At 72.4% G+C, this 26028-nt stretch carries 25 protein-coding genes; 16 read left to right on the top strand and 9 right to left on the bottom strand.

The annotated features are described in order from the left end of the window. Window positions 1-14: 14 nt before the first annotated feature. Complete coding sequence (locus ABD339_RS22750; protein WP_344568281.1) at window positions 15-323, top strand: nucleotide pyrophosphohydrolase; 309 nt, start codon at window positions 15-17, stop codon at window positions 321-323. A gap of 105 nt (window positions 324-428) precedes the next feature. Further along, window positions 429-887 (top strand): DUF6099 family protein, encoded by a 459-nt coding sequence (locus ABD339_RS22745; protein WP_344568265.1) that lies wholly within the window; start codon window positions 429-431, stop codon window positions 885-887. A gap of 810 nt (window positions 888-1697) precedes the next feature. On the opposite strand, the gene ABD339_RS22740 is transcribed toward ABD339_RS22745, so the two are convergent. After that, a complete protein-coding gene (locus ABD339_RS22740; RefSeq protein ID WP_344568264.1) occupies window positions 1698-2033 on the bottom strand; it encodes an ArsR/SmtB family transcription factor in 336 nt (111 codons plus the stop codon). A gap of 173 nt (window positions 2034-2206) precedes the next feature. Between ABD339_RS22740 and ABD339_RS22735 the strand changes: the two genes are divergently transcribed. The 6 genes from ABD339_RS22735 to ABD339_RS22710 all read left to right on the top strand — a co-directional run bounded on the left by ABD339_RS22735 (window position 2207) and on the right by ABD339_RS22710 (window position 9770). After that, window positions 2207-3349 (top strand): FAD-dependent monooxygenase, encoded by a 1143-nt coding sequence (locus ABD339_RS22735; RefSeq protein WP_344568263.1) that lies wholly within the window; start codon window positions 2207-2209, stop codon window positions 3347-3349. A gap of 313 nt (window positions 3350-3662) precedes the next feature. After that, window positions 3663-4586: an LLM class F420-dependent oxidoreductase gene (locus ABD339_RS22730; protein ID WP_344568262.1), complete on the top strand. Its 924-nt coding sequence runs from the start codon at window positions 3663-3665 to the stop codon at window positions 4584-4586. 41 nt (window positions 4587-4627) lie between these two features. Beyond that, on the top strand, window positions 4628-5581 hold the full coding sequence (gene mmuM, locus ABD339_RS22725) for a homocysteine S-methyltransferase (RefSeq protein WP_344568261.1): 954 nt from the start codon (window positions 4628-4630) through the stop codon (window positions 5579-5581). A gap of 125 nt (window positions 5582-5706) precedes the next feature. Continuing rightward, window positions 5707-6987 carry an arginine deiminase gene (locus ABD339_RS22720; protein WP_344568260.1) on the top strand — a complete coding sequence of 427 codons (1281 nt, stop codon included), beginning with the start codon at window positions 5707-5709 and terminating at the stop codon, window positions 6985-6987. Window positions 6988-7067: 80 nt separating this feature from the next. Further along, the gene (argF, locus tag ABD339_RS22715; protein WP_344568259.1) at window positions 7068-8078 is read left to right on the top strand and encodes an ornithine carbamoyltransferase; all 1011 of its coding nucleotides are present in this window, start codon (window positions 7068-7070) and stop codon (window positions 8076-8078) included. 213 nt (window positions 8079-8291) lie between these two features. Beyond that, window positions 8292-9770, top strand: a complete 1479-nt coding sequence (locus ABD339_RS22710; RefSeq protein WP_344568258.1) for an amino acid permease — start codon at window positions 8292-8294, stop codon at window positions 9768-9770. Here the strand turns inward: ABD339_RS22710 and ABD339_RS22705 are convergent. From ABD339_RS22705 to ABD339_RS22685, 5 genes are all read right to left on the bottom strand, one after another. Beyond that, window positions 9748-10320: an ATP-binding protein gene (locus tag ABD339_RS22705; protein WP_344568257.1), complete on the bottom strand. Its 573-nt coding sequence runs from the start codon at window positions 10318-10320 to the stop codon at window positions 9748-9750. The two genes, ABD339_RS22710 and ABD339_RS22705, sit on opposite strands and share 23 nt — an antisense overlap. Before the next feature lie 13 nt (window positions 10321-10333). After that, window positions 10334-11713, bottom strand: coding sequence for a glutamate decarboxylase (gad, locus tag ABD339_RS22700; RefSeq protein ID WP_344568256.1), 1380 nt, complete (start codon window positions 11711-11713; stop codon window positions 10334-10336). Between the two features lie 217 nt (window positions 11714-11930). Then, a complete protein-coding gene (locus ABD339_RS22695) occupies window positions 11931-13220 on the bottom strand; it encodes a DUF5954 family protein (protein ID WP_344568255.1) in 1290 nt (429 codons plus the stop codon). A gap of 126 nt (window positions 13221-13346) precedes the next feature. After that, the gene (locus ABD339_RS22690) at window positions 13347-14042 is read right to left on the bottom strand and encodes a VanZ family protein (protein WP_344568254.1); all 696 of its coding nucleotides are present in this window, start codon (window positions 14040-14042) and stop codon (window positions 13347-13349) included. An 84-nt stretch (window positions 14043-14126) separates the two neighbouring features. Continuing rightward, on the bottom strand, window positions 14127-14684 hold the full coding sequence (locus ABD339_RS22685; protein WP_344568253.1) for an ATP-binding protein: 558 nt from the start codon (window positions 14682-14684) through the stop codon (window positions 14127-14129). Between the two features lie 191 nt (window positions 14685-14875). Between ABD339_RS22685 and ABD339_RS22680 the strand changes: the two genes are divergently transcribed. From ABD339_RS22680 to ABD339_RS22665, 4 genes are all read left to right on the top strand, one after another. Next, the gene (locus ABD339_RS22680; protein WP_344568252.1) at window positions 14876-15757 is read left to right on the top strand and encodes an endo alpha-1,4 polygalactosaminidase; all 882 of its coding nucleotides are present in this window, start codon (window positions 14876-14878) and stop codon (window positions 15755-15757) included. 106 nt (window positions 15758-15863) lie between these two features. Further along, window positions 15864-16724 carry a PP2C family protein-serine/threonine phosphatase gene (locus ABD339_RS22675; RefSeq protein WP_344568251.1) on the top strand — a complete coding sequence of 287 codons (861 nt, stop codon included), beginning with the start codon at window positions 15864-15866 and terminating at the stop codon, window positions 16722-16724. Window positions 16725-16731: 7 nt separating this feature from the next. Next, on the top strand, window positions 16732-17751 hold the full coding sequence (locus tag ABD339_RS22670) for an MASE1 domain-containing protein (protein WP_344568250.1): 1020 nt from the start codon (window positions 16732-16734) through the stop codon (window positions 17749-17751). Window positions 17752-17822: 71 nt separating this feature from the next. Next, entirely contained in the window at window positions 17823-18716 is an 894-nt protein-coding gene (locus ABD339_RS22665; protein ID WP_344568249.1) for a GNAT family N-acetyltransferase, read from the top strand. 264 nt (window positions 18717-18980) lie between these two features. On the opposite strand, the gene ABD339_RS22660 is transcribed toward ABD339_RS22665, so the two are convergent. The 3 genes from ABD339_RS22660 to ABD339_RS22650 all read right to left on the bottom strand — a co-directional run bounded on the left by ABD339_RS22660 (window position 18981) and on the right by ABD339_RS22650 (window position 21357). Further along, window positions 18981-19958 carry a Ppx/GppA family phosphatase gene (locus ABD339_RS22660; RefSeq protein WP_344568248.1) on the bottom strand — a complete coding sequence of 326 codons (978 nt, stop codon included), beginning with the start codon at window positions 19956-19958 and terminating at the stop codon, window positions 18981-18983. 18 nt (window positions 19959-19976) lie between these two features. Further along, window positions 19977-20204, bottom strand: coding sequence for a DUF5133 domain-containing protein (locus ABD339_RS22655; protein WP_344568247.1), 228 nt, complete (start codon window positions 20202-20204; stop codon window positions 19977-19979). A 232-nt stretch (window positions 20205-20436) separates the two neighbouring features. Beyond that, window positions 20437-21357 carry a SigB/SigF/SigG family RNA polymerase sigma factor gene (locus tag ABD339_RS22650; protein ID WP_344568246.1) on the bottom strand — a complete coding sequence of 307 codons (921 nt, stop codon included), beginning with the start codon at window positions 21355-21357 and terminating at the stop codon, window positions 20437-20439. A gap of 280 nt (window positions 21358-21637) precedes the next feature. Here ABD339_RS22650 and ABD339_RS22645 point away from each other — a divergent pair, with 280 nt between their 5' ends. The 4 genes from ABD339_RS22645 to ABD339_RS22630 all read left to right on the top strand — a co-directional run bounded on the left by ABD339_RS22645 (window position 21638) and on the right by ABD339_RS22630 (window position 26016). Beyond that, the gene (locus tag ABD339_RS22645; RefSeq protein ID WP_344568245.1) at window positions 21638-22357 is read left to right on the top strand and encodes a GntR family transcriptional regulator; all 720 of its coding nucleotides are present in this window, start codon (window positions 21638-21640) and stop codon (window positions 22355-22357) included. Window positions 22358-22415: 58 nt separating this feature from the next. Beyond that, window positions 22416-23420: an ADP-ribosylglycohydrolase family protein gene (locus ABD339_RS22640; protein ID WP_344568244.1), complete on the top strand. Its 1005-nt coding sequence runs from the start codon at window positions 22416-22418 to the stop codon at window positions 23418-23420. 77 nt (window positions 23421-23497) lie between these two features. After that, the gene (locus tag ABD339_RS22635) at window positions 23498-25030 is read left to right on the top strand and encodes a purine-cytosine permease family protein (protein WP_344568243.1); all 1533 of its coding nucleotides are present in this window, start codon (window positions 23498-23500) and stop codon (window positions 25028-25030) included. Next, complete coding sequence (locus ABD339_RS22630; RefSeq protein ID WP_344568242.1) at window positions 25027-26016, top strand: PfkB family carbohydrate kinase; 990 nt, start codon at window positions 25027-25029, stop codon at window positions 26014-26016. Before ABD339_RS22635 ends, ABD339_RS22630 begins: the two co-directional genes overlap by 4 nt. Window positions 26017-26028 lie beyond the last annotated feature (12 nt).

Raw genomic sequence — 26028 nt, 5'->3', positions numbered from 1 at the left:
GACTCCAGCGCAGGCTGGCCGAGTTCGCGGCGGCACGCGACTGGCGGCAATACCACACGCCCAAGAATCTTTCGGCGGCGCTGAGCGTCGAGGCGGGTGAACTGGTGGAGATCTTCCAGTGGCTCACCCCGGAGCAGTCGGCCCGCGTGATGGCCGATACGGAATCGGCCGCGCGAGTCGAGGACGAGGTGGCCGATGTGCTCGCCTACCTCCTCCAGTTCTGCGATGTCCTCGGGGTCGATGTGCTCGCCGCGCTGGACGCAAAGATCGAGAGGAACGAAAAGCGTTTCCCGACCCCCGGAAGTGGTCACTCTATGGAGTGAAGAAGTTCTTTTCAGACTCCTTTTTGTCCACAGAAATCCGAAACCCCCTGGCGGAGCTGACCATTGACAGTCACGCTGGGTAGCGACCAGTGAGGGGGAAGGCAGATGGATGCTGTACGGCTCATCGCTGCGACGCGGCGCGCACTCGCGCTCAGCGTGGCCGTGCCCGACATCGTGGCGGCGGCCTGGCAGGCACAGGCACTCGCCGAGGCGGTCGGCAGCCATCTCGCGGTAAGCGGCCCGGCCGCAGTACGGGTCGAGGCACTGGGACTCAGCGAAGCGGGCAGCCGCGCCTGCGGGGCCCGGCACCATCCGGTGCTGTGCCCCCGGGGAGTCCGGGCCGCACAGCTGTCGCAGATCGAGGACCCCCGGCGCGCCCTGGACGATCTGGGCGCGCTGCTCGGCGAGATCGGCGTGGCCCTGGTCGGCATCGCGGTCACGGCCGAGGACGAGACGCTGTACTGGCAGTGCATGGAGACGATCGACGCGGTGGACGAGACGGGCGAACGCGTCGCCGCGATCTTGCGCACCCTCTCCCTGCGCGAGCGCGGCACCGTGGCGTAGAAGCCGGCGCCTGCGCGGCGGGCGGCGAGGGACATCTCGCGCTCGGCGCGGGCAGGGCAGGCGGTGCCTGGGCAGGCGGACGCGGCGTCGGCGGCACCGGGCAGGCGGGCCCCGACCGTGCCCACCCGGCAGGCGGGGCCGAACCGTCCGGACTTCCGGCACGGCGCCCGGCGGGCAGACGGGCCACCCCCCGGACTCCCCGAAACCACCCGGCGCAGGCAGTCCGAGGTTCGGGCCCGGACCCCCGGAACCGCCACACGCCGGCCACACGAAATCCCGCCGGACTCCGGCAACGGCCGCGCGCGGGCACACGGACCACCGCCCGGACTTCCGGCACCGCCACGCGCGCGTGCTACAGACCACCGCCCGGCCCCCGGCTACCGCCTCGCGCAGCCACACGCGAAACCCGCCCGGACCCCCAGCAACCACCGCGCACCGGGGGGGCGGAGGGGGACGCCCCGGGCTTCGAAGCGGCCTCGGCAGGGCGGGGCCAGTGCCCCCGGACGTTCGAAGCCCCCCTCCCCGACGTGCCGCACAGGTCTGGCGCAACCGGGCACGGCGGGCCGGTGAACCGGTGAGCCAACCGGAGTCCGCGTCGGCCGGGCCCGCCGCCGCCCCCCAGCACCACCATCGACCTCGCAACGAACCACACCGACAACCCGAACCCCAACCCAGGCTCGGTCCGGTCACGTCAGCGGTGACAAGGCGTACGGCTCTCGCCGTAACCGGCGCTGCCCGCGCGAAGACGGACCAAGCGCACAATCCCGGAGCCAAGGGGCCACAAGGCGAACACCTTGTGCTCACCCGTGCTCAGCGAGGAGCGGTATCGCCCGGGGACTCTGCGCCCAGGAGGGCGAGCAGCCCGGGGAATTTCCTCTCGATGTCCGCACGTCGCAGTCGGATGCCCTTGCGGTTGCCGTAGTCGATCTCGTCAATGAGACCCGCCTCCCGCAGGGCCCGGAAGTGGTGGGTCTGGGTCTGCTTCGAGATCGGAAGATCGAACGAGTTGCAGCCCCGCTCGCTGTCGCTGCGGTCAGCGGCCAACTCCGTCATCACCGCACGACGGTGCTCGTCGGCGAGGGCGCGCAACACCGCACCCAGATCGAGCGCATCGGCCTCCGGGCCGACCAGGTGCTTCCCGGCCACGCGGCACCCCCTTCAGGTACGGCTTGCATCGTACCTGAAGGATGTGCTCCACTGAGGTACGAAATCTTTCGTACCTTGGTTCGGGTTGCGCTGCCCCGTGCCGCCGCCCCCTGAGACCCGGCCTCGGCACTCGCCGGGGGACCTGGTCATCGACACCCCGAGAGGTCATCGTCATGAAGAAGCCCGAGGTGCTGATAGTCGGTGCCGGAATCGCAGGGCCCGCACTCGCGTACTGGCTCTCCCGGAACGGCTACCGGCCGACGGTCGTCGAACATGCCCGGCAGCTGCGCTCCGGTGGTAGCGCGATCGTCGTGAAGGGGCCCGCGATCCCGGTCGCCGACCGCATGGGCATCCTCCCGCAGCTCCGCGGGCTCGCCACCCGCAATCGGTCACTGACCCTGCTCGACCCCGGAGGCAGGCGAATCCTGCAACTCCCGCTCACCTCGGACAAGGCGCCGACGGTCGAGGTGACCCGAGCCGACCTGTCCGAGGTGCTCCACCGGTCGGCGCAGACCGATGCCGAGTTCTTGTTCGACGACACGGTCACCGCTCTCGACCAGGACGAAGGTGGGGTCGACGTCACCTTCCGGCGGTCCGCGCCACGGCGCTTCGACTTGGTGGTCGGTGCCGACGGGATGCACTCCACCGTACGGCGCCTGGTATTCGGACCTGAGCGGCAGTTCACGAGCGACCTGGGCCTGTACGGCGCGACCGTGCCGCTGGAACCCGACGCCGTCGAGGACCCGAGCGAGATGACGATGCTGACTGTGCCGAACCGGATGCTGGTCGTCCACCCCTCGCGGACCATTCCGCTCGCGATCTTCACCTTCCGGGCCGCACAGCCGGCCCCCCACGACCGCAAGAACATCGCCCTTCACAAGCAGACCGTGGCCGACGCGTACGCCGACGTGCGATGGCGGGCACCGGAACTCGTGGCGGCGTTCCTCGACCACCCGGCTCCGTTCTTCGACCGCCTGGCCACCATCCGAGTGCCCTCGTGGTCTCGCGGACGGGTCGTACTGCTCGGAGACGCAGCGGCGGCGACAGCCCTGCTGGGCGACGGCTCCAGCATGGCGATGGCGGGCGCGTACGCCCTCGCAGAAGAGCTCGCCACCCATCCCGGTGATCACACCCGCGCCTTCACCGCCTACGAGTCGCGGCTCCGCCGTGAGGTAGGCCCGCGGCAGCGACGCGTCGGCCTGCTCTCCAGGCTCATGGTGCCCCGGACCCGGCCGGGCCTCACGGTGCGCAACGCCGTGGGCCGCGCGGTCAGTCGCACGAACCGGATCGCCTCTCGCGAAGCCGCGAGCCTGTAGACCGAGTCCGCGCCGACCGGTCACCGGTCGGCGCCCCGCTCCGCGGTAGCTCTCAGCCGTGTCGGCGCCGCCATGTCCAACAAGCCCGGCTCGGCGTGGCAGGTCATCGCCGACGCGGCAGGTCAGCTTCTGGCAGCCTCACCCACCATTCCGGGCGCTCGCCACGACATGGATGCTGCCGGTGGCTACGCCCCCGGGGTTCCCTCCGGCAGGCTCCGCCCGCGGGCCCCGCTCGCGAGGGCCCTCCGCGGGGGCGGTCCGGGGAAGGCCGGCTGGTTCGGGGTCACGGCCTTCCACCAGGCAAGATGGGGGTATGCGACTGCGAATCTTCACCGAGCCCCAGCAGGGGGCCGACTACGACACCCTCCTCAAGGTCGCCAAGGCCACCGAGGACCTCGGCTTCGACGCCTTCTACCGCTCCGACCACTACCTGGCCATGGGCGACGGGGACGGCCTGCCGGGCCCCACCGATGCCTGGGTCACCCTGGCGGGCCTGGCCCGGGAGACCAGCCGGATCCGGCTGGGCACCCTTATGACGGCCGGCACCTTCAGGCTGCCGGGGCCGCTGGCGATCCAGGTCGCCCAGGTGGATGCCATGTCCGGGGGCCGGGTCGATTTCGGCCTGGGCTCGGGCTGGTTCGAGGACGAGCACACCGCCTACGGCATCCCCTTCCCCAAGGAGAAGTTCGGGCGCCTGGAGGAGCAACTCGCCATCATCACCGGGCTGTGGGAGACGCCGGCCGGCGAGAAGTTCACTTATGAGGGCACCTACTACCAGCTCAAGGACTCCCCGGCGCTGCCCAAGCCGCACCAGGACCATATTCCGGTGCTCGTCGGCGGCTTCGGCGCCAAGCGCACCCCGCGCCTGGCCGCCCGCTACGCCGACGAGTTCAACCTGCCCTTCGGCTCTCTGGCCGACACCGAGCAGCAGTTCGGCAGGGTGCGCGCCGCCGTCGAGGAGCACGGCCGCGCGGCCTCGGACCTGGTGTACTCGAACGCGCTGGTGGCCTGCGTCGGCAAGGACGACGCCGAGGTGACCCGCCGGGCGGCGGCCATCGGCCGGGATGCGGGCGAACTGCGGGAGAACGGGCTGGCCGGTACGCCCGCCGAGGTCGTCGACAAGATCGGCAAGTACGGCGAGCTGGGCGCCACCCGGATCTACCTCCAGATCCTGGACCTGAGCGACCTGGACCACCTCTCCCTGATCGCCGACCAGGTGCAGTCCCAGCTGTCGTGAGTCCCCGCTTTCGTAAGTATCAACGGCCATGAGTGACAGCCATGAGTGACAGCCCCGCCACCCCGCTCGCCGAGGCGCTCGCCGACGGCGTCGTCCTGCTGGACGGCGGCCTCTCCAACCAGTTGGAGGACCAGGGCAGCGACTTGGCCGACGAGCTGTGGTCGGCCAGGTTGCTGGCCGAGGATCCCGCACAGATCGAGGCCGCGCACGCCGCGTATGTGCGGGCGGGGGCGCGGGTGCTGATCACCAGTAGCTATCAGGCGTCCTTCGAGGGGTTCGCTCGCCGGGGGCTGGGGGCCGGGGAGGCCCGGCGGCTCTTCGGCCGCAGCGTCGGCCTCGCCCGCTCGGCGGCCCGCACCCCCGTCCCCGGGCGCCCGGGGAATTCCGGGGATTCCGGGGCCCCCGGGCCGGTGTGGGTCGCCGGTTCCGTGGGCCCGTACGGGGCGGTGCTGGCCGACGGGAGCGAGTACCGGGGCCGGTACGGGCTCGGCGTGCGCGAGTTGGCCGCCTTCCACCGGCCCCGGGTGGCGGCGCTGGCGGCGGCGGGGCCGGACGTCCTGGCACTGGAGACGGTGCCGGATGCGACCGAGGCCGAGGCGCTGCTGGATGCCGTGGCCGGATGCGGGGTGCCGGTGTGGCTGAGCTTCACCGTCGCCGGGGGCCGCACCCGCGCTGGCGGGCCGCTGGCGGAAGCCTTCGCCGTCGCCTCGGGAAACCCCCAGGTGCTGGCCGTCGGCGTCAACTGCTGTGCCGCAGAGGAGGTCGGCCCCGCGCTGGAGACGGCGGCACGGATGTGCCCAGGTACGCCGCTGGTCGCCTATCCCAACAGCGGTGAGGGCTGGGACGCCCGCCGCGCCGCCTGGGCGGGCACGCCCACCTTCGCCCCCGCCCTCGCCCGCGAGTGGGTTGCCCTCGGGGCGCGGCTGGTGGGCGGCTGCTGCCGGGTGGGGCCGGACGCCATCGCCGCCCTGGGGCGGGCCGTACAGCACCCCTGAACCGGCACCCCCGCTCCCGGCACCGCCTCTGGCACCCCCACAGATCCCGCGACGGGCGCCGCCCTCTGGCACGCCGGGGACGGGTTCGGCAGCGAGGGGGCGAGCGGCTCCGTCAGGATGTGCGCATGGGATTTCACGTCGCCTCCGAGACCGGACGGCTCCGGCGCGTCATCGTGCACCGGCCGGGACTCGAACTGAAGAGACTCACCCCCACCAACAAGGACGACCTCCTCTTCGACGACGTGCTGTGGGTGCGCCGGGCAGGGCAGGAGCACGACGCGTTCGCCGGCACGCTGCGCGAACTCGGCGTCGAGGTGCACCTGTTCGCCGATCTGCTGGCCAGGTCCCTGGACATTCCGGCCGCCCGCTCACTGGTCCTGGACCGGGTCTTCGACGAGAAGGAGTACGGCCCCCTGGCGACGGACCACCTGCGGGCCGCCTTCGACCGGTTGCCCACCCCCGAGCTGACCGAGGCGCTGATCGGCGGGATGACCAAACGGGAGTTCCTGGAGCAGTGCGCCGAACCGGCCTCGGTGCGCTTCCATGTGATGGATCTGGACGACTTCCTGCTGGCGCCGCTGCCGAACCACATCTTCACCCGCGACACCTCCGCGTGGGTCTATGACGGGGTCTCGATCAACGCGATGCGCTGGCCGGCGCGGCAGCGCGAGACGGTGCACTTCGAGGCGATCTACCGCCACCATCCGCTGTTCGCGGGCCCGGCGGCGGGCCCGGGCTTCCATACCTGGTCGGAGGGGCAGTCGGCGTATCCGTCCACCATCGAGGGCGGCGATGTCCTGGTCATCGGGAACGGCGCGGTGCTCATCGGGATGAGCGAGCGGACGACTCCGCAGGCGGTGGAGATGCTGGCGCGCGGGCTGTTCGCGCAGGGCTCGGCCCGCACGATCGTGGCGCTGGACATGCCCAAGCGCCGCGCCTTCATGCACCTGGACACGGTGATGACGATGGTCGACCAGGAGACCTTCACCCAGTACGAGGGCCTGGGCATGCTGCGCTCGTACACCATCGAGCCGGGTGCGGGCCCGAGCGAGCTGAAGGTCACCGACCACGCGCCCGACCACATGCACCGCGCGATCGCCGCCGCGCTGGGCCTGGACCGGATCCGGGTGCTGACCCCGACCCAGGACGTGCACGCGGCCGAGCGCGAGCAGTGGGACGACGGCTGCAACGTGCTGGCCATCGAGCCGGGCGTGGTGCTGGCGTACGAGCGCAATGTGACGACCAACACCCATCTGCGCAAGCAGGGCATCGAGGTGCTGGAGATCCCTGGCAGCGAACTGGGGCGCGGGCGCGGCGGGCCACGCTGCATGAGCTGCCCCGTCGAGCGGGACCCGGCGACCGGCGGCGGCCCCGGGCCGGTCTCGCACCCGCGTCCCCTTGCATAGAGATTCTTGTACCCGTATACAATTCCAGGCCCAGATACGGAGCGGGAGCCCGTCCACGCAACAGCGAGCTAGGAGCCGACATGGCAGCAGATCTCAAGGGCCGCCACTTTCTCAAGGAGCTGGACTTCACCCCCGAGGAGTTCCGCGGCCTGATCTCGCTGGCGGCCGAGCTGAAGGCCGAAAAGCGCGCGGGCGCCGAGCGGCAGCGGCTGACCGGCCGCAACATCGCGCTGATCTTCGAGAAGTCCTCGACCCGCACCCGCTGCTCCTTCGAGGTGGCCGCGGCCGACCAGGGCGCCCACACCACCTACCTCGACCCCGCCGGGTCCCACATAGGACTCAAGGAGTCGGCCAAGGACACCGCGCGCGTGCTCGGGCGAATGTACGACGGCATCGAGTACCGGGGCACCGGCCAGGAGATCGCCGAGGAGCTGGCGGCACACGCCGGGGTGCCGGTCTTCAACGGGCTGACCGACGAATGGCACCCCACCCAGATGCTGGCCGACGTGCTGACCATGACCGAGCACGCGCCCGGTGCCCCCGCGACACCGCTGGAGGAGATCTCGTACGCCTACCTCGGCGACGCCCGCTACAACATGGGCAACTCCTACCTGGTGACCGGCGCACTGCTGGGCATGGACGTGCGCATCGTGGCCCCCCGCGCGCTGTGGCCCGAGCAGTGGATCGTCGCCCGCGCGCACGAGCTGGCCGAGCGGACCGGCGCCCGCATCACGCTGACCGACCAGGTCGAGGAGGGCGTGCGCGGTGCCGACTTCGTGACGACCGACGTATGGGTCTCCATGGGCGAGCCCAAGGACGTGTGGTCGGAGCGCATCGAGCTGCTGCGCCCGTACGCGGTGACCATGGACGTGCTGCGTGCGACGGGGAAGCCGGAGGTGCGCTTCATGCACTGCCTGCCCGCCTTCCACGACCTGAGCACGAGCGTCGGCCGGGAGATCTACGACGAGCACGGGCTGACCTCACTGGAGGTGACCGACGAGGTCTTCGAGTCGGCATACTCGGTGGTCTTCGACGAGGCCGAGAACCGGCTGCACACCATCAAGGCCGTCCTGGTGGCGACTCTCGGCTAGGACTTACCGGCCCCGGTCGTGGCAGGGGCCGGCCCTGTGTCACAGCCTGAGTCGGGGCCGAACGGGTGCCCTGTGTGCATAGTCATACGCATATATGCGGGTCCATGCATAAAGGACGGTAGGATGGCGGAAGCCTCGAAGGGTCCGGGCGCAGCAGCCCGGACCCTTTCTTTGCGCCCGCCCCCACCCCCGCACCACCCTGGAAGCCGCCCCATGCCCCGCTCCGGCCTGCGCGTCAAGTCCCCCGATCTCCTGGTGGCCGAGTCCGGCGCCGACCGGGAGGGCCACGGCCTCCAGCGCACCATCGGGCCCTTCCAGCTCGTCTGCTTCGGCATCGGGGCAATCGTCGGCACGGGCATCTTCGTCGGCCTGTCCGACACCGTGGCCGAGGCCGGGCCCGCGGTCATCGTCTCGTTCCTCCTCGCCGCGCTGACCTGCGTCTTCACCGCCTTCTCCTTCGCGGAACTGGGCGGCGCCATCCCGGTGTCCGGCAGCTCGTACTCCTACGCCTACGCCACCCTCGGCGAGCGCGCCGCCTTCCTCGTGGGCTGGTGCCTGCTGCTGGAGTACGGCGTCTCGGTCTCGGCGGTCTCCATCGGCTGGGGGCAATACCTCAACGAACTGCTGGAGAACACGGTCGGCTGGCACATCCCGGCAGCCCTCGCCGACGCGCCGGGACACGGCGGCGTCGTCAACGTACCGGCCGTGATCGTGATGCTGCTCGCCGCCGCCTTGCTGGTGCGGGGTGTACGGGAGAGCGCGCGGGCGACGGCCGCCATGGCCGTCATCAAGGTCGGCATCCTCGTGCTGTTCTGCGCGATCGCGTTCACCGCCTACGACGCGGGCAACCTCTCCCCCTTCGCGCCCGAGGGTATCGGCGGAATCGGCGCGGGCGCCTCGCTGGCGTTCTTCTCCTTCATCGGCTTCGACGCCATATCGACCGCCGGCGAGGAGGTCAAGAATCCGCGCAGGAACATCCCCCTCGCCATCTTGATCACCATCGGCTGTGTCGCGCTGCTCTACTGCCTGGTCTCGGTCGCGGCACTGGGCGCGATGCCCTGGGAGCAGGTCGGCGGCAAGCCCGCGGCGCTCTCGCTGATCGTCAACCACGCCACCGGGTCCGCCTTCGGCTCCTCCGTCATCGCCGTCGGCGCGGTGGTGGCCATCGCCTCGGTGGTGCTGGCAGTGATGTACGGGCAGACGCGGATCCTGATGTCGATGTCCCGGGACGGCCTGGTGCCCGGGGTGTTCGAGCGGATCTCGCCGAAGACCTCGACCCCCGTCGCGAACACCTGGATCGTCAGCCTCGTCTTCGCCGTACCGGCCGCCGTGGTGCCGCTGGATGTGGTGCTGGACATGACCGTGATCGGCACCCTGGCCGTCATGGCCGTGGTGAACATCTGCGTGATCGCGCTGCGCCGCTCCCGCCCCGGCCTCCCGCGCCGCTTCCGGGTGCCGCTCTACCCGGTGGCACCGCTGCTGGGCGTGGCCTTCTGCCTGTATCTGATGTACGGGCTGCCGCTGGTCACCTGGCTCCAGTTCGCGGTCTTCCTGCTGGCCGGGGCGCTGGTCTACACACTCTACGGCCGTCGCCGCTCGCGGCTGGCTACGGGCGGTGAGGACGGGAAGGACGGGGAGGACGGGGAGGACGGAGACGCCTCCGAGCCCGTCACTCCTCGGGCCCGAGGGTGAACCAGACCGTCTTGCCGTCTCCGTTGACCGTGCTGCCGCAGGAGGCGCTGAGGCTGCGGATCAGCAGCAGCCCGCGCCCGTCCTCGGCCAGATCCTCCAGCCGCAGCACGTTCGGGGCCCCGGCCCGCTGACCGGCACCCGCGCCCCGGGCCTCCGCGTCACGCCCGGCCGCTGCTGCGGACCCCGCTTCCCTGGCCGCTTCGTAGCGCTCGGCCTCCCGGACCCCCGCATCCTCTTCGTGCGGCGGCGGCAGCGGGGCCGCCTCGGGCGGCTCCGCCGGGAGGCCGGAGACGGGGCGCGGATCGCGGTCGCGGACCTCGACCAGCAGGCCGTCGCCCTTCTCGGAGACCGTCAACGACACGGCGGCCTCATCCGAGGTGTGCTCGACGGCGTTGGTGACCAGCTCGCAGACCAGCAATTCGGCGGTCTCCCCATCGACGCCGGAGCGCAGCTCGGTCAGCGCGGTACGCACGACGGCCCGCGCGATGGGCGCCGCGGGCGGCGAGTGCGGCAGTTCGATGTGCCACGAAGTGGTACGCGCTGCGTCCATGGCCGCTGTCCGATCAGTGGTGAAAGCCGCTTTGGGTACCGGGACCGGTCTCGCCCCTGGTCAGGCGCTCGACGCAGCTCTCGATGTCCCGGGCCAGCAGCGTCAGCTTGTCGTAGCCGATGCCGTGCCGCACCAGGACGCGCTGGATGACGGTCTCGTCCCGGTCGGCGGGCAGCGGGTAGGAGGGGACCTGCCAGCCGCGCCGTCCGAGCTGGTCGGTCAGCTCGTAGAGGGTGAACCCGGCGGCCCCCGGGTCCTTGAGCGTCCAGGAGACGGCGGGCAGCGCGCCCTCCCCGTCGTAGACCAGGCGGAACGGCTCCATTCGGGCGACCCGCTCCCCCAGGGCCCGCGCCGCGGACGAGGCGGCCTCGTAGACCTTGCGGTAGCCCTCGCGGCCGTAGCGCAGCAGGGAGTAGTACTGCGCGACGACCTGGCCGCCGGGGCGCGAGAAGTTCAGGGCGAAGGTGGGCATGTCGCCGCCGAGGTAGTCGACCCGGAAGATCAGCTCCTCCGGCAGATACGCGGCGGTACGCCACACCGCCCAGCCCACGCCCAGCGGCGCCATGCCGTACTTGTGGCCCGAGGCGTTGATGGACACGACGCGCTCGACGGCGAAATCCCAGACCAGGGAGGGCTGGAGAAAGGGCGCGACGAACCCGCCGCTGGCCGCGTCCACGTGCACGGGAATGTCCAGCCCCGTCTCGTCGTACAGCGCGTCGAGCTCCGCCGCGATCTCCCGCACCGGCTCGTAGTCACAGGTGAAGGTGACGCCGAGAATGGCGATGACGCCGATGGTGTTCTCGTCGATGTATTCCCTCACCTGGTGCGGGCGCAGCCCGGTCGCGCCCTCTTCCAGCGGAATCTGACGCAGTTCCACATCGAAATAGCGGGCGAATTTCTCCCAGCACACCTGCACCGGTCCGCAGACGATGTTGGGGCGGTCCGCCGGTTTCCCCGCCGCCTCGCGGGCCGCGCGCCAGCGGAACTTGAGCGCCAGACCGCACAGCATGGCCGCCTCGCTGGAGCCCGTGGTGGAGCAGCCCATCGTGGTCTCGCCGGCCGGGGAGTGCCACAGGTCGGCGAGGATGTGGACACAGCGGGACTCGATCTCGGCCGTCTGCGGGTACTCGTCCTTGTCCACCAGGTTCTTCGGCAGGCACTCGTCCATGAGGTCGTGCACCTCGGATTCCACCCAGGTGGTGCAGAACGTGGCGAGATTCTGCGCCGAGTTGCCGTCGAGCGCCAGTTCATCGAGCACGAGGGCACGCACGGCTCTGGGTGACGACTGCGTCTCAGGGATGCGGTGTTTGGCGAGCCGCTTTTCACTGATCGGCATGGAATAGAAATCGTCGAACTGTTCCGAGGGCGCGGCGGACACCGAATGTACGGCCATTTTCCGTCCTGTTCTGAGCGGAATCCTGCGGCGGTGCTGCCGTCACCCTAGGAGCCGTCACGGGCCCGGCTTTCCAGGCGCGGGGCGCCGATCGGGTGAGGGGCCCCCGCTGGGAATGCCGGGCCGGGCCGGAACCGCCGGCCCGTGACGTGGCCGCGCGGTGCGGCCTCGTGACGGGGCCTTGTGGCGTGACGTGGCGTGACCGGGGCGGCGGCCTTCAGGAAGCGTCGCCGCCGGGACCGCCGGGGTTCTCGCCGCTCTCGGTGCTCTCGGTGCTCTCGGTGCTCTCGGTGCTCTCGGTGCTCTCGGTGCTCGCGCCGCTCTCGCTGTTTCCGCTGTCCTCGCCGTTCCCGACGTCCCCGGGCCCCTCGGAGAGGCGGCCCGCGCCGTGGGGGCGGCCCTGGCGGGCCATCTCCTCGCGGGTCAGGCGCTCCAGGTCGGCCATGCGGGCCTCGAACTCGGGGTCGTCCTCCTCCTCGTCCGCAGCGCCACCCTCGCCGTCCCCGGCCTCCCCCGAGACGCCCTGGGCACGCAGCCGCTCGTCCTGGATACCGGAGGGCGGGTCGGGGTCGAAGTCCGAGGGGCGGGGCGGTTCGGGGCCGTCCGGACCGATGCGGACCAGGCGTTCGACACGGACGAGGCGCAGGTGGCGTCCCGCGAAACGCAGTTCCACGCCTCGCTCCTCATCGAGGAGGTCGGCGGCTTCCTTGTAGGCGGCGCGCGTGGCCTCATCCAGGCCACGCATCGCCGGCTGGAGGACGCGCAGCCTCATGGTGAGCGCGTCGCGGGCCGTCTGCGGGCTGGTGCCGTGGCTGGTCTCCCGCCGCCAGACGCCGTGCTCCTCCTCGGTGAACAAGAAGACGGGCGGCAGCAGGACGCCTCCGGGGTGGGTGGCGGCTGCGCGCCTGGTGTCGGCGCGGACTGCCTCGTCGTCGCCCGCCTTGTGGGCCGGCGCGAGCAGTTCGGTCTTGAAGAGGGCTTCGGAGAGCCCGGTCGGGATGGCCGTGTCGAGGACGAATCCGTCGGTACGGTCGGGCAGTCGGTGCGCGGTACCGGGGCGTGCCGGGTCCGGGTCCGAGGGGCGGGGCGGCTCGGGCCCGTCGGGGCCCATCCGCAGGAAGTTCTCCGCGCGCACCACGCGGTGGCGCTCACCGAGGACGGTCAGCTCGTCGATGGCCTCCCAGTCCAGCCGCTTCGCGGCGCGCAGACAGGCGTCCCGTGTCTCCTCGTCCCCGGCCTCGCCCGCCCGGCGGGCCCGCCGACGGAAATGAGCGGCCAGCGCGTCCCGCGCGTCCTGCGGGGTGATCGAACCGAAGTGGCCGTGCAGCCGCCAGCCGCCCTGCTCCAGCTCCCGCGCCGATCCGAAGACGGGACTGGTTCCCACGAGCTCGGGGTAGCGCTCGCGTGCCTGCCATGCTTCCTCGTCCGCCATCGCGGCGACCGGCTCCTCCACGGCCGCCACCCGGATCGCCCGGTAGGACGGGACGTCGTCACTCTCGCCATGCATTCCGCAAGTATGCGCTCGACTACCGTACGTGCGGGACCTGTTGGTCTTTCCACCCCGCACAGGGAGGGATCGGACATCTGTGCGGCGAGCAGTCCGAAGCCCTGCTCCGCCGCCTGCTGCCTTTCGTCACGTCCGGGGACGGGGCTTGGGGCGGTGCACCCTGCCGAGGCGGCGGCCCAGGAGGAGGTAGCCGAGGGCGGCGCCGGTGGCGTTGAGGATGACGTCATCGATGTCGAAGGCGCGGCCGGTCACCCAGACCCCCTGGACCGTCTCGACCAGCAGCATCACCAACGCGGCGCACAGCGTGACGCGGAAGAAGCCGCGCGTCTGCGGAGCCATCACCGGCAGCAGGACGCCGAAGGGGACACCGAGCACGATGTTCCCGCCGAGCTGCTGGGCGGCCTGGCGCAGCGCGGGCCGGTCCAGGTATTCGCGGAGGGAGTCGCCGGGGCGCAGATTGGTGTGGGTGAGGCGCTCGGCCGCCGCCGAGGGCTCCAGCGTCACCCGGGAGAGGAGCGCGGCGAACAGGACCAGCGCCGCGAAGGCCATCAGCGTCGCCAGCACCCGCGCCACCAGCCGCCCGGGTCCGGGGCCCCGTCGCGCCGCCGCCGGAGCGGCCGGACGGCGCGGGGCACGGGCGCCGGTGCCGGTGGCCTTACCGGTGCCGGTACCGGCGCCGGCGCCCTTTCCGGTACCTGGGGCGCCCCCTTCGGAAGGCTTGCGGCCGGTGGCGGGCTTGTCGCCCGGGGCCCGCTTGCGCTGGGTGGCTGCGGACTCGCTGCCCGCGGCGGGCTCGTCATCGGTGGCCGGTCTGATTCCCATCGTCGGCCTGATCCCCATCCCGGACCTCCAACTCGATGGCGGGGCGGTGCGCTCGGCAGCGGCGCGCGCCGGGCGGCGGTGCGCTCAGTGCAGGGCCAGTACGGCGCGTACGGTCTTGCCGCCGCGAGGGTCCGGGACCGTACGGATGTGCCGGCTCAGAGTGCGGACCAGCAGCAGGCCCCGGCCGCCCTCCTCCAGTTCGCCGACGCTCCCGGGCCGGGGCTCGCGCTCCGGCGCGAGCCCTGATCCCGGCTCGGATGCCCGTTCGAGCGGCGGTGCCCATGAGGGCATCCCCGCACCGTCGTCGCGCACCTCGACGGTCACATCGTCGTGAACGCTGGTCAGCCGCAGGCGGCAGCAACCGCCCCCGTACCGTACGGCGTTGGTGACCAGTTCGGAGACGACGAGCTGGGCGCGGTCCGACCGGGCGGCCCGCACCGCCGAGCCGTGCAGAAAGCCCGCCGTCAGCCGCCGTGCCCAGCGGGCCGAGGCCGCCTCGGCGGGCAGCACGTACTCTGCGCGACTCGGGCGCCGGCTCGCGGCTCGCCCCGGGCGCGGGTCCGCGCCCGTGTCCCGTTCTCGACCCTGCACCCGTTCGGCGCCCGGACCGGGGCGCCCCTCGAAGCTTCGGCCCGCACCCATGATGCTCACTCTCCTTGAGAGGACGGCTGCTTGAGCGGACGGCTGCGCGTCACCGCGGAACGGGGTTCCCCCGCTCGCGTCCCGCAACCCCGCCGGGGTCCGGGTCCGGCGGGGCTTTCACGGGACCTCCACGAACCGGTCATGGCATTCCCGACTGCGGGCGGTGTGCCCGGTGTTGTTAGGGTTCGCTCGTGAGTACGAAGATCGGGGCGCCTTTCCGCGCCGCACACCCCCCTCGGCGCCTCGTCGGCGCGTCCCGTTCCCTCCTCACGTGCGCCGCGCTCGGCGCGCTCGTAGCGGGCTGCACCACCTCCGGCTCCTCCTCCGGCGGCTCCGGCACCGACCGGCCCGGCACGGTCCGGGCCCCCGGCGCGAACGTGGCCTTCGACTACCAGCTCGGCGGCGCCTACCAGCCGCCGGGCGGCGTCCGCGCCGTCTCGCGCGACCGCGGCGCGAAGCCGACCCCCGGGCTGTACAACATCTGCTACGTCAACGCCTTCCAGACCCAGCCCGGCAAGGCCATCGGCTGGTGGAAGCGGCACCACTCGGAGCTGCTGCTCAAGAAGGACGGCGAACTGGTGGTCGATGAGGACTGGAACGAGCCGCTGCTGGACATCTCGACCGCGGACAAGCGCGAGGCCCTGATGAAGATCGTCGGGCCGTGGCTCGACGGCTGCGCCGAAGCGGGATTCGACGCGGTCGAGCCGGACAACCTCGACTCCTACGAGCGCTCCAAGGGCGAGCTGACCACCAAGGACGCGGTGGCCTTCGCCCGGCTGCTGGCCGAGCGCGCCCATCAGCGGCACCTGGCGATCGCCCAGAAGAACTCCACGGATCTGCTCCCGCAGCACTCCCGTATCGGCTTCGACTTCGCCGTCGTCGAGGAGTGCGCGCACTACAAGGAGTGCGGGGAGTACGCGAAGGCGTACGACGACAGGCTCTTCGACATCGAGTACGTGCCCGAGGACTTCACGGCCGCGTGCCGCCGCTACGGCGACGACCTCTCGGTGACGCTGCGCGATCGCGATGTCCGCCCGGCGGGCGAGAAGGGGTACGTCGCCAAGCGCTGCTGAGCGATCCCGGCGGGCCCGTCCGGCCCGAACGGCCCGGCCGGTTCCGGACGGTCGCGCGGCCTGCGCTCGCCGGGCGACAGGGGGCGCGCACACCTACCCTGGTGACATGGGCCGGCATCGTCACGCACGGTCGGCGAACGCCGACGACCTGCTGTCGCAGCTCGGCCGGCTCACCGCCAGGGCCCGGGAGGAGATCGAGGTCCAGCGAGCCCGCGTGGAGCTGGCCGAGGCCCTCCAGCGCGGCATGCTGCCCTCCGCCCTGCCCACCGCCGACGGACTCCGGGTGGCGGCACGCTACTCCCCCGCGCGCAGCGGGCTGGACATCGGCGGCGACTGGTACGACGGCTTCCGGCTCCCGGACGGGACCCTCGCCTTCAGCATCGGCGACGTACAGGGCCACGACGTGGAGGCCGCCGCCTATATGGGCCAGGTCCGCATCGTGCTGCGGGCGGTGGCCGCCACCGGGACGGCCGACCCGGGCCACATCCTGCACACCGCCAACGAGCTGCTGGTGGCCATGGACAACCCGCTCTTCGCGACCTGCGGCTTTCTGCGGTTCGACCCGGTGACCTGGCGGCTGGAGTCCGCCCGCGCCGGGCACAACGGCGCGGTCTTCGCCCGCGCCGACGGTACGAGCGGCATCGTGCAGGACGAGGGCGGGCTGCCGCTGGCCGTTCAGGAGGACGAGCCCTACCCCGTCACCCGCCACCGCCTCGACCAGCCCGGCGCCCTGGTACTGCTGACCGACGGCGTGGTCGAGGGGCCCACCTTCCATCTGGAGGAGGGCCTGGCCGAGGTGGAGCGGGTGCTGCGCGAGGGCGTGCACGAGGAGCCGGACACGCTGGCCGACCGGGTCATGGAGGTGGCGGAGATGACCGGGCACAGCGACGACGCCGCCGTACTGGTGCTGTGCTACGACGGGCCGGAGGCGTGTCACACCGCTGCCCGCCGGGCCGGCGTTGTCTGATGAACGGGTGGCACGCACCGAGAAGCCGACGAGCGAGCGACCGTCCCCCCTCGGACGAGCCGCCGTCCACTGGCTGCGCGTCCTGCTGATCGCCGGGTGCTACTACGCGGGCGGACGCCTCGGCCTGCTGTGGCACGTGCGGGTCGAGGGCGCCGTCGTCACCCCGTTCTGGCCTCCCACCGGCATCGCCCTGAGCTTCCTGCTGTACTTCGGCCCGCGCGTGTGGCCGGGGGTCGCGCTGGGGGCGCTGCTGGTGGTCTGCGGGATGGGCCCGGTCAGCTATGCCACGGTGGGGTTCGTCGTGGGCAACACCCTCTCGCCGCTGATCGCGTTCGTCCTGCTGTACCGTGCCCGGTTCCGCATCGAACTGGACCGGCTCAGGGACGCGGTCAGCCTCGTCTTCCTGGGCGCTTTCCTCGGGATGCTGACGAGCGCGACGTTCGGCACCCTGATGACGGTCGTCAACGACAACATCGCGTGGGCGGAGTTCTGGCCCGTCTGGTCGGCGTGGTGGGCGGGCGACGCGGTGGGCGTACTGGTGATCACACCGCTGCTGCTGGCCCTGCGGAAGCTGCGCAGGCCCTCGGGCATACAGCGCCCGGCGGAGGCGGCCGTGCTGGTGGCCGCGACCGTGGGGCTGGCGATCGTGGCGACCAGAAGCCCGGTGAACCTGCTGTTCCTGGTCTTTCCGCTGCTGGTATGGGCCTCGCTGCGCTTCCAGCTCGCGGGCAGCGCGCTGTGTACGGCCATCGTCTCGATCACCGCTACCTGGGCGGCAACGGAGAGTACCGGCGCCTTCGAACACCACTCCCTGATCGAGGGCATGATCAGCCTTCAGGCGCTCAACGGCTCGGTCGCGCTCACCGGGCTGCTGCTGGCCGCCGTGACGGCGGAGAAGCACAACACCCAGCGCAAGATCGAGCAGGCGTGCGAAGAGCTGGCCGAGATGGTCGACCAGCTCGCGCCCCAGGGGCGCGGACGCCGCTCGTTCCCCGCCGGGGGACGTACGGGCCAACGGGAGCCGTGATCCGGCACCGGGCCGTCGGGGGCAGCGATATTGCGGTGCGGGCCCGCGCGGCCCCGGATAGGTTCGCGCGCATGTACGACCAAGGCCAGGAGCCGCCAAGTCCCCTTTCCCTGCTGCGCGTCGAGATGGAGGTCCTCTGGGACCTCGACGAACGCGGACGGCTCACCGGCCCGGCACCACTGCTGGCGGTCGCGGAGAGCGACGCCGGGGAGACCGGGGAGAGTGGCGCCGGGGAGGGCGGCTTCGGGAAGAGCGGCGGGGCAGAGGGTGCCGGGGAGTGCGCGGTGCTCGTCGGGGCCGGGGTGCCCGACGACCTCGCGGAGAGTCTGGAGCGGCTCGCGGCGATGCCGTCCCCGCCGGGGCTGCCGCCCGTGGCGATCAGCCGGGGTGCGGCACTGCTCGCCGGGGTGTGCGGGCCCACCGTGGCCTCGGCGGCCCCGAGTTACCTGGTCCGGGCGGATACGGCGTACCCCAGCGGCATCCGGATCGGCGGCACCCGGATCGTCACCCACGCCGGCCTCGCGAACGGCGGCGACAGATCCCTGGACTCTGGGACCGCCGGACTGCTGGGGGGCGGAAACCCCGGCGACTGGTCTCCTTCCGAGTGGCGCGACCTGCTCGCCGGGCGGCTCGGGCCCTGGGCGGTGGCGTACGAGAAGGGCCAGATCGTGGCCGTCTGCCACACCCCGGTGGCCTCCGCCCACGGGGCCGAGGCCGGAGTGTGGACCCGCCCCGGTTTCCGGGGGCGGGGCCTGGCGGCAGCGGTGACCGCGCGCTGGGCGGGGACCTTCCCGCCGGGCCGCCACCTCTTCTACAGCACCACCTCGGACAACCGCTCCTCGCAGAGGGTCGCCGCCCGGCTGGGCCTCCTCCCGCTGGGGCGGGTGTGGCGCCTGTCGCGTCCGGGAGAAGAGGGAACACACGCCGAGCGGCCCTGGCCGTACGACCTCGCCGGCTCCGCGTGAGCGGGCACCGGACGTTCTCCCGGCGTCCCCCTATGTCCCGTCGAGGCTTGCCCGAAACATTGCCAACTGACGTGGTGTGGGGCCCGGTTCCCCGGGTGGATAGTGAGGGCGGGTGCCCGCGCTGACGGTTCACCTGTGACCTGGGGCGCATTCCGAGGCTCCCCCCTCGCCCCCAGGTCACCTCCCGCCCACTCGGGGCCACCCGCGCCGGGCCGGGCCGCACACCCGCAGGCTTCGGCCGGGTGTGCGGCCCGGCCGCGGCCCTCACAGCACGATCCAGCCGCTCCGCTCGCCGCTCTCCAGCCGGTGCAGCAGCAGCCCTTCGCGCAGGGCCCAGGGGCAGACCGTCAGCGTCTTCAGGTCCAGCAGGTCCATGGCCGTATGGGCGACGACCGCCCCGGCGAGGGACTGGGCGGCGCGGGGCGCGGAGATGCCCGGCAGCTTCGCGCGCTGCGCCGCCGTTCTTCTGGAGAGCCGCTTCACCGCCGCCGCCAGGTCCTCGCGATCGAGCACCCGCTGCACGAAGGGCCCCTTGCGGCCGGGGGCGGCCCCGCACAGGCGCGCCAGTTGCTGGAAGGTGCGGGAGGTCGCGGCGGTGGCGACGGGCGACTCCCAGCGGATCCGCGCGCCCACGTCCCGCAGTTGGTGCCGGGTCTCGCGCCGTACGCTCTTGAGCGCGTGGCCCGGCGGCGGGTCCTGGTCGCCGAAGTGGTCCCGGGTCATCCGGGCGGCGCCCAGCGGGGCCGAGGTGGCGAAGTCCGGGAGGCCGGTGCGGCCGAACGCCACCTCAAGAGAGCCGCCTCCGATGTCGAGCATCGCCAGCGGGCCCGCCCGCCATCCCATCCAGCGCCGCGCCGCCAGGAACGTCAGCTCGGCCTCGCGCCTTCCGTCCAGCACACACAGCGGCACCCCGGACCTGGCGCGCACCGTCTCCAGGATCTGCTCCCGGTTGGGCGCGTGCCGGACGACGGCGGTGGCCACCGCGTACAGCTCGGCCGCGCCCAGGCGCCGCGCCTCGGCGTGTGCCTCGGTCACCGCGTCGGCGAGCAGGTCCACCGCTTCGCGCGGCAGCGTGCCGTCCTTGTCCACCCAGTGCGCCAGCCGCAGCCGCCACTTGGCGGTGTGCACCGGAAGCGGGGCCGCGCCGGCGCCGTCGGCCACCTCCAGGCGCACCGAGTGCGAGCCGACATCCACCACGGCCCAGCGCGGCCCCGTACCCGGCGTATCCGGCGTACCCGGCATGCCAGCCCCCCGGCCCGCTCAGCCGGCCACGACGGAGTCGTCCTCGGCGCGGGCGCCGGGGAGCTGGTGGCGGGCGGCGATGAGCGCGGCGTCGATGTCGCGGGTTCCGGTGGAGACGCACAGCGTGTAGGCGATGTCGTCCAGCCGCTGGCGCGCCTGCGGCGAGCCGTCCTCGGCGTGCAGGGCTTCGAGCACCTCGTACTCGGCGATGAGGTCGCGCAGGACGGCGGGATGCGCCATGAGCATGGGGAGTCCTTTCGTCAGTCCGGAATCCGGGGTGGGGAAGCGGGAGTTCGGAAGCCGGGGTTCGGAGTTCGGAGTGCGGTGGCGTGCGGGTGCGTCCGTGTTCCTCGTACCCCCCTGACCGGGATTTCGCGCGCCCGGAAAGGTGCGGGCGGAGGCGGCGGCACGGCGCACGGTCGCAGGGGAGGGCGCCGTGCCGCCGCAAGGAACGCGGGCGAGACCGGCGGAAGCCCCGTCAGGTGGTGGCCGCGGCGGGTGCGGTGGGGGCCTTGGCCGGGGCGGGGCCCGTGGCCGTGACCCGTCGGCGGGCCGGGCGGCTGCCCGCGCGCTGCCCGCGCGAGGGGTGCCGGCGGCCGTGGTCGTGCTCGACCTTCTGGCGCACCTCCTGGCAGCTGCGGGAGATCAGCCGGGAGACGTGCATCTGGGAGACGCCGAGTTCCTCGCCGATCTTCGACTGGGTCATTCCGCAGAAGAACCGCAGGTACAGCACGCGGCGCTGTCGCTCGGGCAGCTCTTGCAGGCAGGGCTTGACCGCCTCGCGGGCGACCACCTGGTCGTAGCGCGGCTCGCTGTGTCCGAGGACGTCCGCCAGCGCGACGCCGTCCTCGTCGCCACCGCCGAGGGTCGCGTCCAGCGACAGGGAGCTGAAGCTCTCCAGGGCCTCCAGGCCGGTACTGACGTCCTCCTCGGACAGCCCGCTGTGCTCTGCGATCCGCGCCACGCTCGGCGAGCGGCCGTCGATACCGGTGTTCAGCGCCTTGACGGAGGAACGGACCTTGTTGCGCAACTCCTGTATACGGCGCGGGACATGGACGTCCCAGGTGTGGTCGCGAAAGTGCCGCCGGATCTCGCCGACGATGGTGGGGACGGCGAACGGCACGAACGGGGTGCCGTGCGCGGGATCGTAGCGGTCCACGGCCTTGACCAGACCGAGCGCCGCGACCTGCTCCAGGTCCTCCAGCGTCTCGCCACGGCTGCGGTACTTCGCCGCCAGCCGGTGCGCCATAGGCAGCCATGCCTCCACCAGGCGCTCGCTCAGCGCCTGACGTTCGGGTCCCTCGGGCAGAGTGGCCAGCTTCTTGAAGTCGTCCGCCGTCTCCGGGGCGTCCTCGTGGCTGTGGCGCGCTCGTTCGGCGCGGTATCGCACGGTGCTCATTCGGATCTCGCTCCTCCCGTCTCTGCTGCCTCAACAGTTCGCGGGAGAGGTGGCACAGGGCACACCCGGGGCGACCTGTGCGGCCGTCTCCCGCGGATGTGCCTGCACCTCCCAAGCACTTGGTGCCTCTTCTTCTCCGGCGCCCGGAGGAGCAAACCCCCGGCCGTGAAATTCCTCGGAGAAGATCCCGGAGGCGCGGCTCCGGGGACTTCTGATGCGGGTGATGCGAGTGTGACCCACGGAACAGACAGGTTCAGACAGGTTCGTCTACGGTGCGGACATGTCCGAACAGGCGCGTAAGCATCAGCGGGTGGCCCGGATCCTGGGCCGCGAGATCAGAGGCGGAGCGCTGCGCGCCGGAAGCCGGCTGCCGGGAGAGCACGCACTGACCCAGCGCTTCTCGGTCAGCCGCTCCACCGTGCGGGAGGCGCTGCGCACCCTCGCCGACGAGGGCCTTGTGCGCACCCACCCCGGCATAGGTTCCTTCGTCAGCTTCGACGGTGCCCCGCTGGACAACCGGCACGGCTGGAAGCAGGCCCTCACCGAACAGGGTGTGGCGCCCGAGACGACGGTGCTGCGGCTGGAGACCCTCCGGGACGCCGCGCTGGCGGCCGAGCTGGGCACGGACAGCGACGCGTTCCTCGCCGTCGATCGCATGCGCACGCTCCCCGGCGGCGTGCGGCTCTCCCTGGAGCGCAGCCGGGTGCCGCTGCATCCGGGACTGGCGGAGGTGCCCCGCACCGGCCTGGTGGACGGCTCGCTGACCGCGACCCTCGCCGCCGCCGGTCTCGTGGTGGCCGCCGGGCAGCAGCGCGCCACGGCCGTACCCCTGGAGGAGGGGGACGCCGGACTGCTGGGGCGCCCGTCCGGTACCTCCTTCCTCCAGGTGACCCGCGTGGGCCGCTCGCCCATGGGCGCGGTCATCGAGCACGTGGTGAGCCTGCTGGATCCCGAGCGGTTCGAACTGCGCGTCAGCTTCGGCGAATCCGGCCCGGACTGACCCGGGAGACCGCCCCCGGCACCCCACACGAACACGACAAGAACTCGGAACGTCACACATGAACGACCCCCGCACCGACCGCGCCCAAGGCGCCCTCTACGGCCTGGCACTGGGCGACGCGCTCGGCATGCCGACCCAGATCATGCCGCGCGCCGCCATCACGGCGCGCTTCGGACAGGTCACCGGTTTCGAGGCCGGCCCGCCGGACAACCCCGTGGCCGCCGGGATGCCCGCGGGCAGCGTCACCGACGACACCGATCAGGCCCTCATCGTCGGACGGCTCCTGGCCGGATCCGGCGGCCGGATCGACCCCGAGCACTTCGCGAAGGCCCTGCTGGAGTGGGAGGCGGACATGAAGGCCAAGGGCTCGCTCGACCTGCTCGGCCCCTCCACCAAGGCCGCCTTGGACGCGGTGACGCGCGGCGTGCCCGTCACCGAGACCGGCCGCACGGGGACGACCAACGGCGCGGCCATGCGCGTCACCCCGGTCGGCGTGGCCTTCCCCCTCCACCCGCTGGACGCCTTCTTGGACCGGGTCGTGGACTCCTGCCAGGTCACCCACGACACCACGATCGGCATCGCGGGCGCGGCGGCCGTCGCGGCGGCGGTCAGCACCGCCATCGAGGGAGCCGGGCTCGACGCCGCCATGGACGCCGCCGAGACGGCGGCCCGCGCGGGCGCCGCGCGCGGCCACTGGGCGGCGGGCGCCGACATCGCGACCCGGATCCACTGGGCCCGGGGCGCCGTCGCCGGACTGGCCGAGGACGAGGCCGCGAACCTCATCAGCGACCTGATCGGCACCAGCGTCGCCAGCCAGGAGTCGGTGCCCGCGGCCTTCGCGGTGCTCGCGCTGGCCGGGGACGACCCGTGGCGGGCCTGTCTGCTGGCCGCCAACCTCGGCGGCGACTGCGACACCATCGGCGCCATCGCCGGTGCCGTCGCCGGAGCGGTCCACGGCGTGAGCGGCCTGCCCGCCGACGCGGTGGCCACCCTCCGCGCCGTCAACGACCTCGACGTGGAGCCCCTGGCCGAACGTCTCCTCGCCCTGCGACAGGCCGGCTGAGCCAGCCGGTCGGTCGGGGGATCCGCACCTCGCGGGGAGTCCGCTCCCCGTCCTTCGCCTCGTAAGGAGGTTTGGCCATGGCTGACTCGAAGAGGAGTGAGCTGGTCGGCGCCGTGGAGACCCGCGGCATCGAGCCCGTGCCCGACACGGAGCGGCACGGACACGCGGGCCAGATGTTCTGGACGTGGTTCGCCGCCAACATCTCGCTGCTGGGCCTGCCGCTCGGCGCGACGCTGGTGGCCTTCCGCGGGCTGAACATCTGGCAGGCCGTGCTGGTCGCGGTCATCGGCGCCTTCGGGTCCTTCGCGCTGGTGGGCGCGCTCAGCATCGCGGGCAAGCGGGGCGGGGCACCGGCCCTGACCCTCTCGCGCGCGGTCTTCGGACGGCGCGGCAACACCGGTCCCACGCTGGTGACCTGGATCAGCCGGGTCGGCTGGGAGACGGTCAACACCACGACGGCCGCCTACGCGCTGCTCTCGCTGATGGCCATCGTCTTCGGGACGAAGCAGAACACCCCGCTCACCCTGGTCTGTCTGCTGGTGTTCATCGCCTGCACGCTGCTCATCAGCGGCCTCGGCCACGCCACCATCATGTGGATCAACAAGTGGGCCACCTATGTCTTCGGCCTGCTGAACCTGCTGGTCATGGCGTTCCTCGTGGCAACCGTCGATTGGGCGAAGGTGCTGCACGCCCCGGCCGCGCCGCTCAGCGCGGTCATCGCGGGCGTCGGCGTGATCGCCGCGGGCACCGGCATCGGCTGGGCCAACGCCGGTGCGGACTACGCCCGTTACCTGCCGCGGAACATACCCGGCGGACGGCTGGTGCTGGCCTCGGCGTGGGGCGCGGGCATCCCGCTGGTGCTGCTGATCTCGCTCGGCTCGCTGCTGTCGGCGGGCGACGCCTCGCTCGCGCAGGCATCCGACCCGGTCGCGGCCATCGACGCGATGCTGCCGTCGTGGATGTCCGTCCCGTACCTGATCGCGGCCTTCGGCGGACTGCTGCTGTCCAACCACCTGTCCGTGTACTCGGCGGGCCTCACCCTGGTGACGCTCGGCGTGCGGGCCAAGCGCACGGTCGCCGTGGCCATCGACATCGTGATCACCCTCGCGGGCGGCATCTACTTCATGCTGATCGCCAAGGACTTCTACGGTCCGTTCACGACCTTCCTGACCATCTTGGCGGTGCCCATCACCGCATGGGTCGGAGTCTTCGCCGTCGATATGACACGGCGCCGCTTCTACGATCCCAAGGCGCTGATGGACCCGCGCCGCTCGGGCCGCTACTGGTACAACGGCGGCTTCGCCTGGTCGGCCTGCGTCTCCTGGTTCGCGGCGATCGTCGTGGGGCTGCTGCTCACCGAGGCGAAGACCAGCGACACGGACGTGTGGTTCTCCGGCCCGTTCTCGCACAGCTGGCTGGGCACCAACGGGCTGGGCTGGGCGGTGACCTTCGTCGTGGCCGCCGTCGCCTACCGGCTGCTGCTCCCGCTGGACCGCGCGGTCCGCGCCGAGGCCGCCGTCCGGGCGAACGACACCCCGCCCGCCGACCCGGCCGCTCCCACCGGTCCGGCAGACCCGGCAGGCCCGGCGGAGGAGAGGATGCCCGCATGAGCGCACGACTGGTCCTGGCGGGCAGCGTCATCGTCGATATCGTGCTGCGCGTGCCCCACCTGCCCGAGCGCGGCGGCGACGTACTCGCCTCGGACGCCGGGCAGACGGCAGGCGGCGGCTTCAACGTCCTGTCCGCCGCACGGCGCCTCGGCCTGCCCGCCGTCTACGCGGGCGGCCACGGCACCGGCCCGTTCGGCGACCTGGTGCGGGCGGCGCTGGCGGGCGAGGGCGTCACCCCGCTGCTGCCCGCACGCGCCGGCCAGGACACCGGATACTGCGTCGCGCTGATCGACGCCGAGGGGGAGCGCACCTTTGTGACCGCCTCCGGTGCCGAGGCCGCGCTGACCGCCGAGGACGCCGGACGCACGGCGCGGCAGCTGCGCCCCGGCGACCTCGTCCAGTTGTCGGGGTACGGACTGGCCTACCCCGGATCGGCCGGCCGGCTCACCGACTTCGCCGCGAACCTGCCGGAAGGCGTCGCGCTCTGTCTGGACCCCGGCCCGCTCGTCGCCGACATCGGCCCGGACCGGCTGGAGCGGGTCCTGGCCCGTGTGGACTGGCTCAGCTGCAACCGCCGCGAGGCCCGCCTGATGACCGGAGCCGACGACGGCGCGGCGGCGGCCGAGGCCCTGGCGGCGCGGCTGCGGCCGGGGGCGGGCGGCGTCGTGGTGCGCGGCGACGCGGCGGGCTGCTGGCTGGTGGACGGCCTGGCGGACGGCGAGGCCACCGCCGTCTCCGTACCGGGGCGCCCGGTGGACGTGGTGGACAGCAACGGCGCGGGCGACGCGCACGTCGGCGCGTTCCTCGCGCTCCTCGGCCACGGCGCGGGCCCGCTGGAGGCGGCGCGGGGCGCCAATGTGGCCGCGTCCGTGGCCGTCACCCGCAGGGGGCCGGCCACGGGCCCCACACGGGCCGAACTGACCGCGGTCCTGGGCCCGTCCGACCCGCTGTCGGTGCTGCTGGCGGGGGCGGACGAGCTCTCCTGAGCAGCCGGGCGC

The sequence above is a fragment of the Streptomyces axinellae genome (assembly GCF_039532135.1).
GTDB lineage: Bacteria > Actinomycetota > Actinomycetes > Streptomycetales > Streptomycetaceae > Streptomyces > Streptomyces axinellae.
Note: the sequence above shows the minus strand (reverse complement) of the source record. Positions and strands in the feature narration are given on the sequence as shown.

Coding starts and splice junctions, on each gene's coding strand:
- ABD339_RS22690 (WP_344568254.1), bottom strand. CDS start 14,042: ATGGGAATCAGACCGGCCACCGATGACGAGCCCGCCGCGGGCAGCGAG.
- ABD339_RS22650 (WP_344568246.1), bottom strand. CDS start 21,357: ATGAGCACCGTGCGATACCGCGCCGAACGAGCGCGCCACAGCCACGAG.
- ABD339_RS22720 (WP_344568260.1), top strand. CDS start 5,707: ATGGGATTTCACGTCGCCTCCGAGACCGGACGGCTCCGGCGCGTCATC.
- ABD339_RS22665 (WP_344568249.1), top strand. CDS start 17,823: ATGTACGACCAAGGCCAGGAGCCGCCAAGTCCCCTTTCCCTGCTGCGC.
- ABD339_RS22730 (WP_344568262.1), top strand. CDS start 3,663: ATGCGACTGCGAATCTTCACCGAGCCCCAGCAGGGGGCCGACTACGAC.
- ABD339_RS22745 (WP_344568265.1), top strand. CDS start 429: ATGGATGCTGTACGGCTCATCGCTGCGACGCGGCGCGCACTCGCGCTC.
- ABD339_RS22735 (WP_344568263.1), top strand. CDS start 2,207: ATGAAGAAGCCCGAGGTGCTGATAGTCGGTGCCGGAATCGCAGGGCCC.
- ABD339_RS22645 (WP_344568245.1), top strand. CDS start 21,638: ATGTCCGAACAGGCGCGTAAGCATCAGCGGGTGGCCCGGATCCTGGGC.
- ABD339_RS22685 (WP_344568253.1), bottom strand. CDS start 14,684: ATGGGTGCGGGCCGAAGCTTCGAGGGGCGCCCCGGTCCGGGCGCCGAA.
- ABD339_RS22705 (WP_344568257.1), bottom strand. CDS start 10,320: ATGGACGCAGCGCGTACCACTTCGTGGCACATCGAACTGCCGCACTCG.
- ABD339_RS22655 (WP_344568247.1), bottom strand. CDS start 20,204: ATGCTCATGGCGCATCCCGCCGTCCTGCGCGACCTCATCGCCGAGTAC.
- argF (WP_344568259.1), top strand. CDS start 7,068: ATGGCAGCAGATCTCAAGGGCCGCCACTTTCTCAAGGAGCTGGACTTC.
- ABD339_RS22710 (WP_344568258.1), top strand. CDS start 8,292: ATGCCCCGCTCCGGCCTGCGCGTCAAGTCCCCCGATCTCCTGGTGGCC.
- ABD339_RS22630 (WP_344568242.1), top strand. CDS start 25,027: ATGAGCGCACGACTGGTCCTGGCGGGCAGCGTCATCGTCGATATCGTG.
- ABD339_RS22660 (WP_344568248.1), bottom strand. CDS start 19,958: ATGCCGGGTACGCCGGATACGCCGGGTACGGGGCCGCGCTGGGCCGTG.
- ABD339_RS22695 (WP_344568255.1), bottom strand. CDS start 13,220: ATGCATGGCGAGAGTGACGACGTCCCGTCCTACCGGGCGATCCGGGTG.
- mmuM (WP_344568261.1), top strand. CDS start 4,628: ATGAGTGACAGCCCCGCCACCCCGCTCGCCGAGGCGCTCGCCGACGGC.
- gad (WP_344568256.1), bottom strand. CDS start 11,713: ATGGCCGTACATTCGGTGTCCGCCGCGCCCTCGGAACAGTTCGACGAT.
- ABD339_RS22675 (WP_344568251.1), top strand. CDS start 15,864: ATGGGCCGGCATCGTCACGCACGGTCGGCGAACGCCGACGACCTGCTG.
- ABD339_RS22640 (WP_344568244.1), top strand. CDS start 22,416: ATGAACGACCCCCGCACCGACCGCGCCCAAGGCGCCCTCTACGGCCTG.
- ABD339_RS22635 (WP_344568243.1), top strand. CDS start 23,498: ATGGCTGACTCGAAGAGGAGTGAGCTGGTCGGCGCCGTGGAGACCCGC.